The organism is Acinetobacter lwoffii, from assembly GCF_024129435.1.
GTDB classification, from domain to species: Bacteria; Pseudomonadota; Gammaproteobacteria; order Pseudomonadales; family Moraxellaceae; genus Acinetobacter; species Acinetobacter lwoffii_F.
On sequence record NZ_JAMXXN010000005.1, the window covers coordinates 1 to 16,709 of the forward strand.

The 16,709-nt window shown below is 45.2% G+C and carries 14 protein-coding genes and 1 pseudogene; 12 read left to right on the forward strand and 3 right to left on the reverse strand.

Annotated features, from left to right (window positions below; all coding sequences use genetic code 11):
* A pseudogene (locus tag NI455_RS04555) lies at positions 1-408 on the reverse strand (IS5 family transposase); the annotation flags it as partial.
* 287 nt (positions 409-695) lie between these two features.
* Positions 696-1,634, reverse strand: a complete 939-nt coding sequence (locus NI455_RS04560; protein ID WP_253112665.1) for a LysR family transcriptional regulator — start codon at positions 1,632-1,634, stop codon at positions 696-698.
* A gap of 118 nt (positions 1,635-1,752) precedes the next feature.
* On the opposite strand from NI455_RS04560, the gene NI455_RS04565 reads away from it, so the two are divergent.
* The 5 genes from NI455_RS04565 to NI455_RS04585 all read left to right on the forward strand — a co-directional run bounded on the left by NI455_RS04565 (position 1,753) and on the right by NI455_RS04585 (position 8,120).
* Positions 1,753-3,081, forward strand: a complete 1,329-nt coding sequence (locus tag NI455_RS04565; protein ID WP_253112666.1) for an MFS transporter — start codon at positions 1,753-1,755, stop codon at positions 3,079-3,081.
* 30 nt (positions 3,082-3,111) lie between these two features.
* Entirely contained in the window at positions 3,112-4,635 is a 1,524-nt protein-coding gene (locus tag NI455_RS04570) for a M81 family metallopeptidase (RefSeq protein ID WP_253112667.1), read from the forward strand.
* A 332-nt stretch (positions 4,636-4,967) separates the two neighbouring features.
* Positions 4,968-6,191 (forward strand): efflux RND transporter periplasmic adaptor subunit, encoded by a 1,224-nt coding sequence (locus NI455_RS04575; protein ID WP_253112668.1) that lies wholly within the window; start codon positions 4,968-4,970, stop codon positions 6,189-6,191.
* On the forward strand, positions 6,188-7,411 hold the full coding sequence (locus tag NI455_RS04580; protein WP_253112669.1) for an ABC transporter permease: 1,224 nt from the start codon (positions 6,188-6,190) through the stop codon (positions 7,409-7,411). Before NI455_RS04575 ends, NI455_RS04580 begins: the two co-directional genes overlap by 4 nt.
* Complete coding sequence (locus tag NI455_RS04585) at positions 7,404-8,120, forward strand: ABC transporter ATP-binding protein (protein WP_253112671.1); 717 nt, start codon at positions 7,404-7,406, stop codon at positions 8,118-8,120. The genes NI455_RS04580 and NI455_RS04585 overlap by 8 nt, the downstream gene beginning before the upstream one ends.
* 329 nt (positions 8,121-8,449) lie before the next feature.
* Here NI455_RS04585 and NI455_RS04590 read toward each other — a convergent pair whose 3' ends face one another.
* Positions 8,450-8,950 (reverse strand): Dps family protein, encoded by a 501-nt coding sequence (locus NI455_RS04590; RefSeq protein WP_004646199.1) that lies wholly within the window; start codon positions 8,948-8,950, stop codon positions 8,450-8,452.
* A 759-nt stretch (positions 8,951-9,709) separates the two neighbouring features.
* Between NI455_RS04590 and katE the strand changes: the two genes are divergently transcribed.
* From katE to NI455_RS04625, 7 genes are all read left to right on the forward strand, one after another.
* Positions 9,710-11,833, forward strand: coding sequence for a catalase HPII (gene katE, locus NI455_RS04595; RefSeq protein ID WP_253112673.1), 2,124 nt, complete (start codon positions 9,710-9,712; stop codon positions 11,831-11,833).
* Between the two features lie 71 nt (positions 11,834-11,904).
* Positions 11,905-12,114: a hypothetical protein gene (locus NI455_RS04600; protein ID WP_247143981.1), complete on the forward strand. Its 210-nt coding sequence runs from the start codon at positions 11,905-11,907 to the stop codon at positions 12,112-12,114.
* A gap of 52 nt (positions 12,115-12,166) precedes the next feature.
* On the forward strand, positions 12,167-13,150 hold the full coding sequence (locus NI455_RS04605; RefSeq protein ID WP_253112675.1) for an acyl-CoA dehydrogenase: 984 nt from the start codon (positions 12,167-12,169) through the stop codon (positions 13,148-13,150).
* The gene (locus tag NI455_RS04610) at positions 13,138-13,920 is read left to right on the forward strand and encodes a PIG-L deacetylase family protein (RefSeq protein ID WP_005107605.1); all 783 of its coding nucleotides are present in this window, start codon (positions 13,138-13,140) and stop codon (positions 13,918-13,920) included. The genes NI455_RS04605 and NI455_RS04610 overlap by 13 nt, the downstream gene beginning before the upstream one ends.
* The gene (locus tag NI455_RS04615; protein WP_195725033.1) at positions 13,913-14,527 is read left to right on the forward strand and encodes a class I SAM-dependent DNA methyltransferase; all 615 of its coding nucleotides are present in this window, start codon (positions 13,913-13,915) and stop codon (positions 14,525-14,527) included. The genes NI455_RS04610 and NI455_RS04615 overlap by 8 nt, the downstream gene beginning before the upstream one ends.
* On the forward strand, positions 14,524-15,237 hold the full coding sequence (locus NI455_RS04620; RefSeq protein WP_005247033.1) for a glycosyltransferase family 2 protein: 714 nt from the start codon (positions 14,524-14,526) through the stop codon (positions 15,235-15,237). Before NI455_RS04615 ends, NI455_RS04620 begins: the two co-directional genes overlap by 4 nt.
* A gap of 205 nt (positions 15,238-15,442) precedes the next feature.
* Positions 15,443-16,687, forward strand: coding sequence for an MFS transporter (locus NI455_RS04625; protein WP_253112678.1), 1,245 nt, complete (start codon positions 15,443-15,445; stop codon positions 16,685-16,687).
* Positions 16,688-16,709 lie beyond the last annotated feature (22 nt).

A 16,709-nucleotide genomic window follows, 5' to 3' on the forward strand; every position in this document is an offset into this window, starting at 1 on the left:
TCCATTCGCCCTCACCTAGAAACTTCATGCCTGTAGAGTCCATGAGTAGATGCAGCCCATCGCTACTTTTTTGGTAGCTGATTGCAATATCAATATGCTTTTGTCTTCTACAAAGCGTGGTGTACGAATATCACTGATATTCGGGGCTGCTCAGCCGCAAAGTTTAATCAGACTTTGCACAAAGCCAGTAACCATACGTAAAGACAGACGGAATAAGGATTTAATCATTAAGCAGCATTGGATGGCTACGTCGGAGTAGGTTTGATTTCGCCCTTGTTTGCCTTTTGATGGCGCATACCATTGCGTAGCAGGATCAAACCAAATGGCAATATTTCCGCGACTCATGAGTGCTCGGTTATATGCGGGCCAATTGGTTGTGCGGTAGATTTTGTGTGTAGGCTTCTTCATTTGAAAATTATATCGCTGAAAAAGCCTTTACAGATAGGTTTGTGCAACAAAGCCGTTCTAAGCTAAATAAATCTTTGCCACATTTTTTGCCACACTTTTTTTAATGGCTATCACAAACTATCATATGCAAGTAATTGAATAATAGATAATTCAATAACTTATATTAGATAGAAATTGATAGGGTTGAGTTCTAGTGAGTTCAACTCCCGCCACCTCCACCAAAATTCTTGTAATAAATCAGCCACTTATCCAAGTGGCTTTTTTATTGCCTAAATTTTATAAGCAATTTAAAAAATCAAATCAAAACTAGAACGAATACGCTCAATCAATAAATGCTTCGACTCTGACAAATGGGTATTTTTACGTACCATCAGTTGGGTCTGAGCCGTGTTGCACAGTTCGGAATCAATAGTTAAGGCGACGGCCTGACCTTCTTTTACTGCATCTGCAATATCTGCATAGCGCATGGCGGAAATCCCATGTCCAGCCACAACATAATTTTTTAAGGCATAAATAGAATTGGTGGTCAGGCCAATATTCAGGTTCACTTGTAAGCGTACCATTTCACTGTCAAGTAGCTGACGGAAACCATGCCCTACGGGCATTAAGGCAAATTTATAGGCTGAAATTTCGGAAAGACAAATGCGAGGCTTGAGCTTGGCAAGAGGATGACCGGCAGGAACAGCCAGAATAAAAGGTTCTGTTTTATGGGCAATGGTGCTGATGTCTGTATGAAATGGCGGATTATACGCCAGTCCAATATGCGCCAGACTGTCCACGATATGTCGTACCACATACTGGGCACTCATTAATTCTAACTGGATTTCAAGATTTGGATATTTATGATGCACATGTCGAAGTACATCATAAATCATATGTTGCATATAACTTTCACTTGAAACAATGTTCACTTTGCCAAGTTGAGAAGATTGCAGCTGAAATAGACTGTCAAATAATTCATTTTCACGATTTTTATTTTCCTTGAAATACTCAAGTACCAGATAGGCAGCTTCAGTCGGAATAATATGCCGTCCCTTACGTTTGAACAGGTTTATTTTTAATTCTGATTCAAAGAGTTGAATCTGTCGGCTCATGGCGGACTGTTCAATATTCAGGATATCTGCTGCTTTGCGCATCGAGCCAAACATCATCACCGTATAGAAATAACGCAAACGTTTTTCATTGATTCCGTTCAGTGGCGCAAGGAATTGCAAGTTTCTGTCCATAAAAACTCTGATGCCTTAAAAGCATCAGTATGCCTAATAAATTACATTGTTATCAAGTCAGGAGCGTGCTTACATTGTTTTTGAACAATAAGAAGATCTAGATAAAAAGGAGTTTTAGATGGATTTAATCACCTCCCATCAACAACGGTTAGACCAGATTTACAAGAAAGTAAGCTGGCGCCTGCTGCCATTTTTATTGCTATGTTATTTCTTTGCTTATCTGGACCGGATCAATATCGGATTTGCCAAGTTACAAATGCAGCAGGAGCTGGGCTTTAACGATGCAATTTATGGCATGGCAGCCGGCATATTCTTTTTAGGTTATGTACTGTTTGAAGTGCCAACCAATCTGTATTTTGAAAAAGTCGGCGCTAGAAAAACCATTACCCGCATCATGATTTTGTGGGGCCTGACCTCCATGTCGATGCTGTTTGTCACTACCCCACAAATGTTTTATATCTTGCGCTTTTTACTAGGTGTATTCGAAGCCGGTTTTGCCCCAGGCATGATTTTCTATCTGACCTATTGGTATTCGGGCGCACGTATGGCACGTGTCATGGCGATTGTCATGCTGGCCGGGCCACTGGCTGGCATGTTAGGTGCACCTTTATCCACACAAATCATGAGTGCTTTCCATCAGATTTATAATCTTTCTGGCTGGCAATGGTTATTTTTATTGGAAGCTGTACCAACCGTGCTGTTGGGCTGCGTAGCGTACTTTTATTTGACCGATCATCCCTCACAAGCAAAATGGCTGTCACAAGAAGACAAAGCCTTGTTGGTAAAAGAAATTTCGCAGCATCAGTCTGCAAGCGGTCATAGCAATTTTAAAGCGGTGTTGAAGGATCCCTGGATTTATTTCATGGTCTTGGCCTACTTCACCATTATCTGTGGCATCTATGCGATTGGCTTCTGGCTACCATCTTTATTGAAATCGGGCGGTATCCAGAATTTGCAGATGATTGGCTGGTTGGTGGCAATCCCGTATTTATGCGGCGCAATTTTCATGATCATCTTTGCCCGCAGCTCGGACAAATGGCAGGAACGGAAATGGCATTGTGTAGTGCCCACGGTATTGGCCGGAGTTAGCTTGATGTTGTCGGTGATCAGTGCAAATTTCCTGCTGTCCTTTATTGCGATCTGTACCGCAACGGCCTTTATGTTTAGTGCCTATACCATTTTCTGGTCGATTCCATCGAAATACTTAAGCGGTAGTGCAGCAGCAGGCGGAATTGCCTTAATTAACAGTATTGGATTACTCGGTGGTTTTGTCAGTCCAAATATTATGGGCATGGCGCAGTCAATGACCGGTTCCATGCTGGCAGGCTGGTTCTCGATTGCTGTGATCATGATGCTCGGTGGCACTTTCCTGCTCTATGCCTTCAGACTGAAAAAGCAAGCTGCGCCTCAGCAAACAACACGCGCCGCCTTAATCGTCGATAAATAATCAATACGTAGCATAGGAAGGATTCAAGATATGAAAAAAATCATCATTGCGGGCTTTCAACATGAAACCAATACCTTTGCCCCGACCAAAGCAAGCTATGCCGATTTTGTCCAGGGTGGGGGATTTCCTCCGCTAAGTCGTGGCGCAGATGTCCTGAAATTTCGGGAACAGAACATTCCGATTGGCGGTTTTATCCAGCAAGCAGAACAATTCGGTTATCAACTTTTGCCAGTGATCTGGGCAGGGACTTCACCTTCAGCGCATGTAGAGCAGGACACTTACCAGCGGATCTGTGATGAAATTATTTCCAGCATTCAGCAACATCCGGCAGATGCTGTCTATCTGGATCTGCATGGTGCCATGGTCAGTGAACAGGTGGATGATGGTGAAGGCGAATTATTAAGACGGGTTCGCGAGGCCGTTGGTCCGGACATTCCGGTAATTGCCAGTCTGGACTTCCATGCCAATGTCACGCAGGCGATGTTTGCTCATAGTGATGCATTGATTTGCTATCGGACCTATCCACATGTAGATATGGCTCAAACCGGACAACGCTGTGCCCAACTGCTGGATCAAATATTCCGGGGTGAAAAGCTGCACAAGCAAATGTATAAGCTGCCGTTTTTGATTGCGCTGAATGCACAATGTACCGAGCTGGAACCTACCCAGTCTTGTATGAATTTACTTGAACAGCTAGAACAAAATAATTCTATTCAGATGAATTTCACGCCGGGTTTTCCGGCGGCAGACTTTGCCGAATGTGGTGGTTGTATCTGGGGCTATAGTGAAAACGCTATGCAGTTAGATCAGGCTATGCAAGGCTATATCGCCCATGTGCTGCAACAAGAAGCGCATTGGAATATGGATTTTTTATCACCCGATCATGCCGTGCAGCAGGCGCTGCAATTATACCAACAGTATCATTCGACCAGACCCGTAGTGATTGCAGATACTCAGGATAATCCGGAAGCCGGTGGTGATTCGAATACGACCGGGATGCTATCGGCGCTACATCGACATCAGGTTAAAAATGCATTGATTGGCCTCATTGTAGATCCCGCGGTGGTGCAGCAAGCCTATCAGCTTGAGCTTGGTCAGAATTTTTATGCGCAACTGGGTGGAACATCGGGTATTGCCGGGGATGCCCCATTTAGCGCTGAATTTAAAATCAAAGCCTATAGCGATGGAAAATTCAGCTATGGCGGACCCATGATGCATGGCGTCGAGGCGGATAGCGGCCCGAGTGTATTACTGGAAATAGACGGTATTGAAATTGCAGTCAGTTCCTATAAAGCCCAGTTGCTCGATCGTAATATGTTTAGAATTTTTGGTGTTTTGCCTGAAGATAAATCGATTATCGTGGTGAAAAGCTCGGTACATTTTCGTGCAAATTTTCAAGATATGGCTGCTGCCATTTTGGTCGCGAAAGCGCCTGGTGCCATGAAAGCAGACCCGAATGACCTGCCTTGGCAAAAGATTGATCCTGATAGACGACTCGTGCCGATGGGCGAAAGTCTGGCGCAACGTGATCAGCCATTGCGTCGTACTGTTTAACATTTAACTAATATCCAATTAACACCCAAACGATTGAACAGGCTAGATCCATCACGATCAAGCCTGTTTTTTTTGATCACATCTCCATTTCCTTAAACTCAATACAATTTTCTGTTACCTGATCCCGCGTCTGGATCTGTTATTGATTAAATTCACTGACACCGACTTAAGCTAGCTCATAAAAGTGGACAGGAACTCAACATTCTTTTCAAACTCAATAAAATACCTATAATTCCAATTAGAAACTTGTTGTAAATTAAACCTTAGGGGAAAAAATAAATACAGTTTTGACTTTCTTATTTTAAATTAGACGAATCAACCGGAGATTCTCATTGCGCGCTGCCCGCTATAAAATTTTGCTCGTTATCGTATTGCTACTAGCAGTAGGGTTTGCTCTATTTCGTTGGTGGCAGGGGCCAGTGGTGCCTAGTTATACGCTGAGTGCCATGCCGCTGGTACAAAATGTTGTTGCGACCGGACGTGTTGCGAAAGTTTCACGTGCCCAGGTAGGCAGTGAAATTAGTGGTGTGGTTCTGCAACGTCTGGTGCAGGAAGGCGATCAGGTTAAACCGGGTGATCTGCTGGTGGTATTGAAATCGGATGAATTGCTGGCCCAAGTCAGACAGGCCGAGCTGGCATTGACCGAATTGGCAAGCAGCCGACGGCCACAGGCTGCAGCAGAACTGGCCAGTGCCAAAGCCCAGCTGGAGCAAGCCAGCCGAGAAGCTACACGTCGACGTAATGCAGAAGCCGGTATCCTGTCGAGGGAAGAAGTCGAACAGGCTGTGGAAGCAGAAAGAGTCGCGCGCAATAATTATGAGACAGCCCGGGTAAAAGCAACAGCATTGGCTGCGGGTCAAGTCGAAGAAGCATCGCTTCGGGAACAGCTGGCGGTGGCACAGGCTCAACTGGCCAAAACCAAGATTCGGGCTGCGGTCGCCGGTACAGTATTGACACGCGATGTCGAGCCGGGTGATCTGGTTCAGCCGGGACAAACTTTATTTACCATTGCGTTAACAGGGAATACAGAAATCCGGGTACCGCTAGATGAGCGGAATTTACCGCAACTGGCCTTGCAGCAAAATGCCACCGTAATTAGCGATGCCTATCCGGATCAGTCTTTCCCGGCCCGGATTAACTTTATTGCACCAAGTATCGATCCACAGCGAGGTACGGTAGAAGTCAGGTTAACTGTCAATCCCGTACCAGATTTTCTGCGTCAGGACATGACGGTATCGGTGAATGTCGAGACGGCCAAACGAGCACGGGCTCTGGCTATTCCGAATGATGCTTTAAGCAGTATCAAGGGAGATAAAGCTGTGGTCTTCATGGGACGTGATGGAAAAGTACAGCGTCAGCAGATTACTTTGGGCTTGCGTGGCTTAGCCATGTCAGAGGTGAAATCCGGGCTGAGCGAGGGCGATCAGGTGCTGGCAGATGGCGAATCTTCATTGGAGGATGGCACCAGAGTTCGCTTAAAATCACAACAGAGTTCATTGCAGAATTCTGCTGATATGGCCAATAGCAAAAATGAATTACCGGTGAACTTCGATTGAAAAATTTATTCGGGCGGCTCTGGATCGAATGGAAAATCGCGGTCAGTTTTTTGCGCGAGGGTCGCGCGCAATCCATCATGATCACCATCGGAGTCGCCGTGGGCGTGGCAGTGATCGTCTTTATCACCGCTTTGATTCAGGGGCTACAAGCCAATATTGTCGAACGAACCTTAGGCACACAGGCGCATATTCGCCTGTTGTCACCCGATGAAGTTAACCAGATTGTGCCGTCTCCCGCCGGGACCGTGCAATTATTGCAGGAAGATAAACGGGCACAGCGGTTGCGTTCAATCAACAATTGGCAACAGATTACCGAAACACTGGACCAGTTACCTGTACTGACCGCTGTCTCGCCGGTGGTGTCTGGACCGGCCTTTGTACAACGCGGTGATGCGATTGAATCCGTGGCCTTGGTCGGGATGAATCTGGAGCGTTATCAGCAGATCATTCCATTAAAAGAATATTTAATCAGTGGTCAGTTGCGGGTCGGCGCGGATGATGTGCTGATTGGCAGTCAACTGGCCAAAGACCTCGGTGTTCAGGTCGGCAGCAAGTTGCGACTGGATACTGGTCAACAAAATAGTGCTTTGGTGAATATTGCCGGTATTTTTGAACTGGGTGTGCGCGAACTGGATGCGCGTTATGTCTATCTGGATCTCAAGCAGGCACAGTCCTTACTCGGCCTGCCAGGCGGGGTAACGGTGATTGACCTGACCATTGCCAATATTTTTGAGGCAGACCAGGTTGCAGCACAAGTCGGACACCTGACCTCATTAAAAGCCGAAAGCTGGATTGAAACCAATGCACAACTGATGAATGCCATTACTGCACAAAGCCTGTCGACTAATATGATTATTGTCTTTGTCGCAATTTCGGTGGCTTTCGGGATTGCCAGCGTCATGTCCGTCAGTGTGGTGCAGCGCACCCGGGAAATTGGTATTTTGCGGGCGACAGGTGCGACCCAATCGCAAATCTTGAGAGTTTTTCTGTTTCAGGGCGCAATCTTTGGCTTGCTCGGTTCGGTGCTGGGCAGCATAGTCAGTTATGGTCTGGTGTGGGTATTTAATAATTTTGGGCCAGGATTATTCTATATTCCAATTTCGATTGAGCTGGTGATTTTGGCGCTATTATTGGCGACATTAACAGGCGTACTGGCTGCAGCGGTGCCATCACGCCGGGCCGCGGCACTCGACCCGGTGGAGGCGATTCGTCATGTCTGAGCAATCTCAGGAAGTTCTGCGTCTGGAAGCGTTGCGAAAATCTTATAATATTGGACAGCCCAATGAGGTTGAGGTCTTGCATGGCATTGACCTGCGCATTGATCGCAACGACTTTGCTGCACTCATTGGTCCTTCCGGTTCCGGTAAAAGTACCTTATTGAATATTCTGGGACTGCTAGATAAACCAACCAGTGGCGAGCTGTACTTGTTGGGACAACCTACCAGTGCGATGGATGACACCGGTCGTACGGCGCTACGCGGCAACAGTATTGGGTTTGTATTTCAGTTTCACCATCTGATTCAGGCGTTTAGTGCACTGGATAATATTCTCATGCCTTTAATGATGGCGCATGGCAAACCGAATCAGCAGGCAATGCAACGCGCACGTGATTTACTAGCGGCAGTGGGACTGGAAAAATTTGCCGAGCGTAAACCGAATGAATTGTCCGGAGGACAGCAGCAGCGGGTGGCCATTGCTCGGGCCTTGATTACTGAGCCAGCATTATTATTGGCCGATGAACCGACAGGTAATCTGGATACCCAGACCGCGGCTGATATGTTTGAACTGTTTCGTAAAGTGCATCGTGAACGCGACTGCGCCGTACTTTTAGTCACGCATGATCCGCGCCTGTCTGCCACTTGTGATCGTACCCTCAATCTGGTCGATGGCCGGATTGAAAGTGATTCGAGCAATTCGCATCAAGATTAAGCTGTACTGTAAGGAGCCAGGAGGGCTAATTTTTTGAAGCGATCGAAAAGATATTTCAGATTTATAGCTTTCAAAAAATGATAGCCATATATGAGATTGAAATAATCTGTAAACAATCTGTTTGTTAAAAAAGGATGTATGCGATTGCCTACATCCTTAAATTTTGATGGTTTAATTTTAATGATCCTGACTTTTAGCTTGATCTAATCATTGAGTGCCGATAAATCCCTCTAATATAAACGTCAGGATGAAGCCGAACTTTAATGGCACTACCGCAAGTTTCCATTTCATCCTGTGAATAAGCCTGATTTCAAAGATTCGATCCGATTTTATTGTTCCAGATTGCTTCTCAGCATCCAGGCAGTTTTTTCGTGTACTTCCAGTCTTTGCGTGAGAATGTCAGCGGTCGGCTGATCATTGGCTTCTTCAATGATCGAAAAAATACTTCTGGCGGTACGTGCCACAGTTTCATGTGCATCTACCAGTAAACGTATCATTTCTTCAGCTTTAGGTACACCTTCGACTTCTTTAATGGAGGTGAGTTTTACAAACTGTTTATAAGTGCCGGGTGCTGCAAAACCTAGAGCACGAATACGTTCAGCAATGATGTCCAACGCATTCCATTGCTCGGTATATTGAGTCATAAACATGTTGTGCAGGCTGTTGAACTGGGGGCCGGTGACATTCCAGTGGAAATTATGGGTCATCAAATACAGGGTATAACTGTCTGCTAAAAGTCTGGATAAACCATCGACAATTTTGGCGCGATCATCATGCGAAATCCCGATATCAATTTTCATTGCTTTAGATTCTTTTTTAGAAGAGGCCATGCTCTTACTCCTTCAAACTTAACGCGATACGGTGTATTAAAATAAAGTCGGATGTATCTGAAGCCCGAGCCAAGAGATGAAATGATCTCTATGACTTTGTATTTGATCTAACAGGCTAAGAGATTTAAGTGGTTATAAGTTATAGATATTAAATCAATATAAAGGCAGGAAGTTTAGTCATTATGTATAAGCAGGACGCGGGATTGTAACTATTTAAATCTGTCAAATTTTGACTATACTTCAGCGGTAGCACGTTAATTTCTCATAGCAAATTGAACTTCTAAAAAGTCCTAATCATTTCAGGATTGAAACATCGTTTTGGGTTATGACGCTTATTTGTGAGCAAGATCACATATCACCATACTGAATCTTTATTTCGAAATATCTCTGTGAAATTTTAATATTTTATTTTAAATAAATAACTTAGATAAAAATTTAAATCATAAATAAACCCGAAATTTATAAAAAATAACACAATGCTGCCTTAATTAAACAAGGCACTACAAACAATAATAAATCTCTTTCTCAAATGCAGTTATGTTAGGACACAGGCGAAACCAATAACAATATTCCCAGAAGAGCAAAAATGCTTCGAGTCAGCATATTAAGAAGAAATATGAGGCTGATACAGGATCGGCTGTAGCAGATTGACTTGCGGGATGAGTTTGATTGGTCAAGCCATGCAAAATATCAGCTCAAGCGACTTTGAGATAGACCAAAAATATCTGCACTAAACTCAAGCTCAGCAAGGAATACATCATGAAAATTAAGGCCAATAGCCCCGCGACTGGTAAAGACGGTTTAGACAAACAAAATACCAATAAAAAAAGTGAGCAGCTCGACACATATCGCAGTGATGCGACCGAGCAGGCACTCACCACCAATCAAGGGGTTAAAATTTCCGATAACCAGAACAGTCTCAAGGCAGGCGTTCGCGGTGCGACCTTGATCGAAGATTTTATTCTTCGGGAAAAAATTACCCATTTTGACCATGAGCGAATTCCAGAACGTATTGTGCATGCCCGCGGTGTCGGCGCACATGGCTATTTTGAGGCTTATCCAGGTAATGAAAAACTGACCAAGGCAGGCTTCTTGACTAATACCAGTGTGCAAACGCCAGTATTTGTGCGCTTTTCTACCGTACAGGGCCCGCGTGGTTCAGCAGATACGGTACGTGATATTCGTGGTTTCGCGACCAAGTTTTATACTGATGAAGGTAATTTTGATCTAGTGGCGAATGATGCGCCGGTATTCTTTATTCAGGATGGGATCAAGTTCCCGGATTTTGTACATGCGGTTAAGCCTGAACCACAGACCGAGATTCCTACTGGTGCATCTGCACATGATACTTTTTGGGATTTTGTTTCCTTAGTGCCTGAATCTGCACATGCGGTGATGTGGGCCATGTCGGATCGGGGTATTCCACGTAATTTAAGAGCCATTCAAGGCTTTGGTGTGCATACTTTCCGTTTTATCAATGCCGAGAATAAAGCGGTTTTTGTGAAATTCCACTGGACGCCAAAACAGGGTCTCGCCCAACTGGTCTGGGATGAAGCACAAAAACTGGCGGGTAAAGATCCGGATTTCCATCGTCGTGACTTATATGAAGCGATTGCCTCCGGTAACTATCCGGAATGGGAGTTGGGTGTACAGGTCGTTCCAGAAGAAGATGAGATGAAGTACGACTTCGACTTGCTGGACCCAACCAAAATTATTCCGGAAGAACTGGTGCCGGCGACGCCGATTGGCAGAATGGTGCTGAACCGTAATGTTGATTATTTCTTCGGTGAAACCGAGCAGGTGGCATTCTGTCCGGGACATATTGTGCCAGGACTAGATTTTACCAATGATCCATTATTACAAGCACGTCTGTTCTCCTATACCGATACTCAGCTTAGCCGTTTAGGTGGTCCAAACTTCCACCAGATCCCAATTAACAAGCCGGTTTGTCCATTCCACAATAACCAGCGTGACGGTTTACATCAGCGTATTGTACATACCGGTCAAGCCAGTTATGAGCCGAATTCGATTGACAATAACTGGCCGGCTGAAACTCCGCCCGCAGCACAAGGCGGTGGTTTTGAAAGTTATCAGGAACGTATTGATGGACACAAAATTCGTCAGCGTAGCGAATCTTTCAGTGATCACTTTAGTCAGCCCCGTCTTTTCTACCGCAGCCAGACGCCGCATGAACAGAAGCATATTGTCGATGCCTATGTCTTCGAGCTGAGCAAGGTGGAGCGCAAATATATTCGTGAGCGTGAAGTGCTTGAAGTGCTCTGCAATATCGATCTGGACTTGGCACAGCAGGTGGCTGACCAATTGGGCATTGAAATTCCGGCAGAGAAAAAAGCTGCGAAATTGCCAGAGGTGAAGGTTTCACCACGCTTATCTTTCGAGGCATTCAAACCTGAAGATATCAAAGCACGAAAAATTGCCCTACTGGTACACGATAAAGCCAATGAGGCCAGTATCAAAGCTGTTCAAACCTGGGCAGAATCAGAAGGGGCTGTGGTCGATGTACTGACCCCAAAACCGGGCCCGGTACTGGGTCAGCAAGGCGAGGTGATTCCTTCCGATGGTATGCAAAAAGCAGAACCATCCATTGCCTATGATGCCGTGGTGATTGCTGACGGTGATAATTACGATGTGGTGATGAAAGATGGCGTGGCGACTCATTATCTACTGGAAGCCTACAAGCATTTAAAACCGATTGTGTTCTTGGGCGATAAAGGCAAGCTGATTGAAGATCTGCGCTTGGTTAGCGATGAAGGAACTCTGGTAAACGGACAGTTTGAAGCAGTACAAGATAGCTTCAAGACTTTGATCCTGAACCATCGTGTCTGGGCGCGTGAAGCAATTGCGGAAGCGATTCCTGCCTAAATGATTCAATTAATGTTTTAGAGGATAGAGGCTCCGGCTTCTATCCTCATGGTTTTAAAATGGATGAAGAGATGGTGAGACCGGATGTCAAAAAGTTGTTGGCTCAAGCACAACAAGCCAAATGGAGCAGAGAGCAGGATATTTATCTCATTGAACATAATCATTTGCCTTTAGCTGAACTGATGCAGCAACTTTGTTTCAATGAAGAAGAAATTAATACACGGCGTAAGATATTAGGGCTGACCACTCGTTTAAAACAAATGCGCAAGCTTTCTCATTAACTGACTTTACAAACACAACAACATTATCCGTATTTTATGAGGAACCGCATGCATGAACCTCGGTTCAATATTACAAAGATTTGAAAATTCTCCTCTGGAGCTACAAGAAAAAATTCAGCACACTTTAATGGAGCTGGTGGCGATTTCTGACCAGGTGCCTTATCCCGCTTCCGGAGCGACCTTAAAACGCTGGCAGATACTCAGCCAGGTTTCAGCCAGCAATCTGAGTCTGGGTAAACTCTATGAATCGCATTTAGATGCTTTAGCTATTCTGCATGAACTGAATATTCCGGTAGAACAAAAAGGCTTATGGGCAGTATGGGCAGCAGAAGGTGGCCCCAAACCTTTAACATTGCAAGCAGGAAAGCTAAGCGGAATTAAGCCTTGGTGTTCTGCATCGGTCTGGGTGCAACACGGTCTGCTGACTCACCGTGATGAGCAGCAATATTCACAATTACTGATTCTAGATTTGTCACAAGAAGGCATTCAGCATCATCAGGATGCCTGGCAGGCAGTGGGCATGCAGCATACCTTGACTGCCCGGCTGGAACTGGATCATGTTGAGGTGGAAAAAGTCGCAGCTCCAAATGCCTATCTGGATCGGCCCGGATTCTGGCATGGCGCCGCAGGTGTGGCCGCGTGCTGGTATGGCGCAACCGTGCGTTTGGCTGAATATTTAAGACAGGCAGTATTGTTAAAACCGCATGCCTATAAGGCCATGTATCTCGGTGAAATTAGTCGGGAGCTTTTAGCAACACAAGCCTTATTTTATCAAGTTGCTACATTGATTGATCGGCAACCGCAACACGCACATGAGTTAAAGATTCGTAGCCTACGTGCTCAGGTGGAAGCGACTGCCTTAAATGTACTAACTCATGTAGGTAAGGCACTTGGTGCTGGGCCGTATTGTGAGCATCCGCATTTCGCTCGGCTTGCAGCAGATCTTCCGGTATTTATTCGTCAAAGTCATGCTGCATTTGACTTGGAGCGGATTGGCGAGCTGACTGCACAGGAGGAACAATTATGGACGTTATAAGACATGAGATTGTAGGGGATCGTGTCATCCATGGTGAAGGCACAAGACTTGAAGAATGGCGTTCCTGTCAGATCCTGCAACAGATGCCGGAATTTGATATTCCTAAGGTTATTCCTCTAGATGCCAGAGTCTGCATCATTGCCCCTCATCCTGATGATGAAATTTTGGGCTGTGGAGGCCTGATTCAGCGTCTGGACAAACTTGGCTATCAGATCATACTTTTTGCCGTTACCAATGGGACAGCCAGTCATCCCGGCTCTAGTCTATATACTCCCGAAGAGTTGAACCAGATTCGTCCTGCTGAAACGCGAGCAGCTTTAGAAGCGTTACCTTTAAAACAGAATATCTTGCGGATCGCTTTAGATATTCAAGATGGCAAGGTGGCCGAACAGCGGGATGTGTTGCAACAGCATCTGCAATCTTATCTGCAACCGAATGATGTGTTAATTAGCACATTTGTTCATGATGGACATCCAGATCATGAAATTACGGGGCAGGTCACACAGCAGCTGGCCACTGAACTTCATTTGCCCTGTATTCAGGTCTTGATTTGGGCATGGCATTGGGCAACACCTGGAGATACCAGAATTCCCTGGACCGTCGCTCATCAACTCAAATTAACTGAGGAAGAATTACAATATAAGTCTCGAGCTGCGCGGTGTTTTAAGAGCCAGATCGAGCTTGATCCGACGATAGATCAATCACCGATTCTGCCAGAGCAGGCATTGCAACGTATTTTACAGCCCTGGGAGGTGTATCTATATGAATAGTAAAGCAGCCTATGATCAGGAATACTTCGATGCCTTATATGCACTGAATCAGGGAGATCCCTGGCAATATGAACAGCGTTGGTATGAACAGCGCAAACGCCAGATTTGTCTGGCGGTCTTGCCGAGCTTGCAGTTTGACTCCGCGATTGAAATTGGTTGCAGTAATGGCATCTTCAGTCAGGAACTGGCGCAGCGGACAGATAGCTTAACGTGTCTGGATGCCAATGATACTGCGATCCAGTTAGCGCAGCAGCGTTTACAAGATTATTCACATGTGCAGGTGTTACAGCGTGTCGTGCCAGATGACTTGCCCAAACAGAAATTTCAGCTCATTGTCGTCAGTGAGATTTTATATTATCTGAACCCGATTGCTCTGCAACAGGTGCTGACATGGTTGCATACTGCACTCGAACCGGGCGGATGTATCTTGAGTTGTCATTGGCGTGCGCCGATCTCGGGATTTAGCTTAAATGGTGAAGATGTCCATCAATATCTTAAAGCGCATTTGAACTATGCACATCGTTTAAGTTTGCAGGACTCCGATTTTTTGGTAGATCTGTGGCTGAATTCAGCACAATCCGTAGCAGAGCAGGAGGGCTTAAGATGAAAAAAATCGGTGTGGTGATTCCGGCCTGTAATGAAGAAGCCTATATTGAACGCTGTCTGTTAGCCTTAAAATCAGCACAAACTTATTTTTTTCAATATTTTAAAACAATAGAAAATCTTCCTGAAATCCAGATTCTCGTGGTCTTGGACCATTGTACTGATAGCACCGCCGTTAAAGTTCAGCAAATGGGCATTCCGGCTATGAGCTGCGACTTCCGAAATGTCGGTAAGGCACGCCATTTGGGGATTCAGCAAATGATCGAGCAGGGCTGTGACTGGATTTGCTGTACCGATGCCGATTCATTCGTACAGTGTGACTGGTTTCAGATGATGTTACAGCATCAACCCACCGATGCGATTTGTGGTGTGGTCGAGCTGGATCAATGGGATCATTTAAGCCGGAAAACCCGTCAGGCTTATCTCCGACATTATCAGGACAGCATGGGACATCGGCATGTTCATGGCGCAAACCTGTGTTTTAAAGCTTCGGCTTATATACAGGTTAATGGGTTTCAGCAACTGGACTGTCATGAAGATGTCGATTTCATCCGTCGTTTAGAAAAAGCTGACGCGCAGATTGTCTGGTCGAATCAGCTGAGAGTCACTACCAGCAGTCGTCTTAGCTCAAAAATTGCTGCAGGTTTTGCACATTTTCTACAAAAACTTGAGCTTAAGCAGGCCGCGAAAAAACCGATCAGCCTATGCAAATAAAAGCATAAAACTATAAATTTTATACAATCAGATACTTGTAAAAAATCTTAAAATTAGGGTCTAAAAACTATTCCATTTAAATTTATTCTGTTTATAATTCACGCAAATTCAGCCCCGCAAACTTATACATTCTAGCTATAAGTCTGTGGGGTTTTTCTATGGATGATCGGTAATGGATGCCTGAGCCTTCTTTTTTGGTAATATAATGTTCAATCAAACACTGCTTTCTCGAATTCAGTCTCCATCACCATATCTATGGCAGAAAATAGCGACTGCGTTGTGCTTCTTTAGCTTGGGCTTTAGTACTGCGGCTTGGGCACCCTTAATTCCATATGCACAGCAGCGCCTGTTATTAAATCATGCTGATTTTGGCCTGTTATTGCTGTGTGCCGGGATTGGTTCAATGCTGGCGATGCCACTGGCCGGCCGACTGGCCAATGCCTTAGGTTGCCGTACTGTTTTAGCCGTAATTCTCAGTGCATTTTTGTTCATTCTGCCTGCTCTGGCTTATAGTCCGAATCATTTAATGATGGCCATCAGCCTGTTTTTCTTTGGTGCCAGTGCCGGTGCTTTGGGTGTGACTGTCAATATCCAGGCTGCACAGATTGAGAAAAAACTCGGTAAAAGTTTAATGTCGGGTTTTCATGGAGTGTGTAGTTTAGGTGGTCTGGCAGGCGTACTGGGCATGACCATGTTAATGGGACTTGGCTTGGCGCCTTTAACCGGTGCGGTGATTGTCAGTGTAATTTTGCTGCTTATTGCCTTATTTGCTGTTCCTTTTAGCTTGGGTGCTGAGCCAAAAACAGCAGTAGAAGAAACATCATCAGAACAGCCGGTGAAAAAAGCAGCGCCGACCTGGGCAATTTTAGGTATTGGTCTGATCTGTTTTGTGGCTTTTCTTTCGGAAGGTGCCGCCATGGACTGGAGTGGTATTTATCTTGCTACTGAGTTCAGCCTGCCTGCGGCGCAAACCGGTCTGGCTTATAGTTTCTTTGCGGGTTTGATGGTACTAGGACGTTTTAGCGGTCACCTGATTATTCAGCAGTTTGGTGAAAAAAATACGATTCTGTTAAGTGCACTCTTGGCTGCAACCGGTTTATTAACCGTGGTTTTTGCCCCAGTCTGGCAAGTGGTGTTGGTCGGCTATGCGATTTTAGGTTTAGGTAGTGCCAACATTGTACCGCTGATGTTTTCCCGTGCAGGACGTCAGAAAACTTTGGCTTCACATGTGGCATTGTCTTATGTATCGGTATTTGCTTATACAGGTTCGTTGATTGGGCCAGCATTGGTCGGCTTTGGTAGTGAAATCATCGGATTGAGTCTGGTATTTAGCGTGATTGCGATTGGTCTATTGAGTATTGTGATTTTGAATCATTTCACTGCAGACCCAAGCGAAGTACAACAAAGCGAAGAGATTGTGGCTCCTCTTCAAAATGAAACACCAGCTTAATGCTGGTGTTTTTTTTACTTAA

Bases quoted from the DNA above. Each gene is read 5' to 3' on its own strand.
- NI455_RS04620 (WP_005247033.1), top strand. From the start codon at position 14,524: ATGAAAAAAATCGGTGTGGTGATTCCGGCCTGTAATGAAGAAGCCTAT.
- NI455_RS04585 (WP_253112671.1), top strand. From the start codon at position 7,404: ATGTCTGAGCAATCTCAGGAAGTTCTGCGTCTGGAAGCGTTGCGAAAA.
- NI455_RS04605 (WP_253112675.1), top strand. From the start codon at position 12,167: ATGAACCTCGGTTCAATATTACAAAGATTTGAAAATTCTCCTCTGGAG.
- NI455_RS04560 (WP_253112665.1), bottom strand. From the start codon at position 1,634: ATGGACAGAAACTTGCAATTCCTTGCGCCACTGAACGGAATCAATGAA.
- NI455_RS04590 (WP_004646199.1), bottom strand. From the start codon at position 8,950: ATGGCCTCTTCTAAAAAAGAATCTAAAGCAATGAAAATTGATATCGGG.
- NI455_RS04625 (WP_253112678.1), top strand. From the start codon at position 15,443: ATGTTCAATCAAACACTGCTTTCTCGAATTCAGTCTCCATCACCATAT.
- NI455_RS04615 (WP_195725033.1), top strand. From the start codon at position 13,913: ATGAATAGTAAAGCAGCCTATGATCAGGAATACTTCGATGCCTTATAT.
- NI455_RS04565 (WP_253112666.1), top strand. From the start codon at position 1,753: ATGGATTTAATCACCTCCCATCAACAACGGTTAGACCAGATTTACAAG.
- katE (WP_253112673.1), top strand. From the start codon at position 9,710: ATGAAAATTAAGGCCAATAGCCCCGCGACTGGTAAAGACGGTTTAGAC.
- NI455_RS04610 (WP_005107605.1), top strand. From the start codon at position 13,138: ATGGACGTTATAAGACATGAGATTGTAGGGGATCGTGTCATCCATGGT.
- NI455_RS04570 (WP_253112667.1), top strand. From the start codon at position 3,112: ATGAAAAAAATCATCATTGCGGGCTTTCAACATGAAACCAATACCTTT.
- NI455_RS04600 (WP_247143981.1), top strand. From the start codon at position 11,905: ATGGTGAGACCGGATGTCAAAAAGTTGTTGGCTCAAGCACAACAAGCC.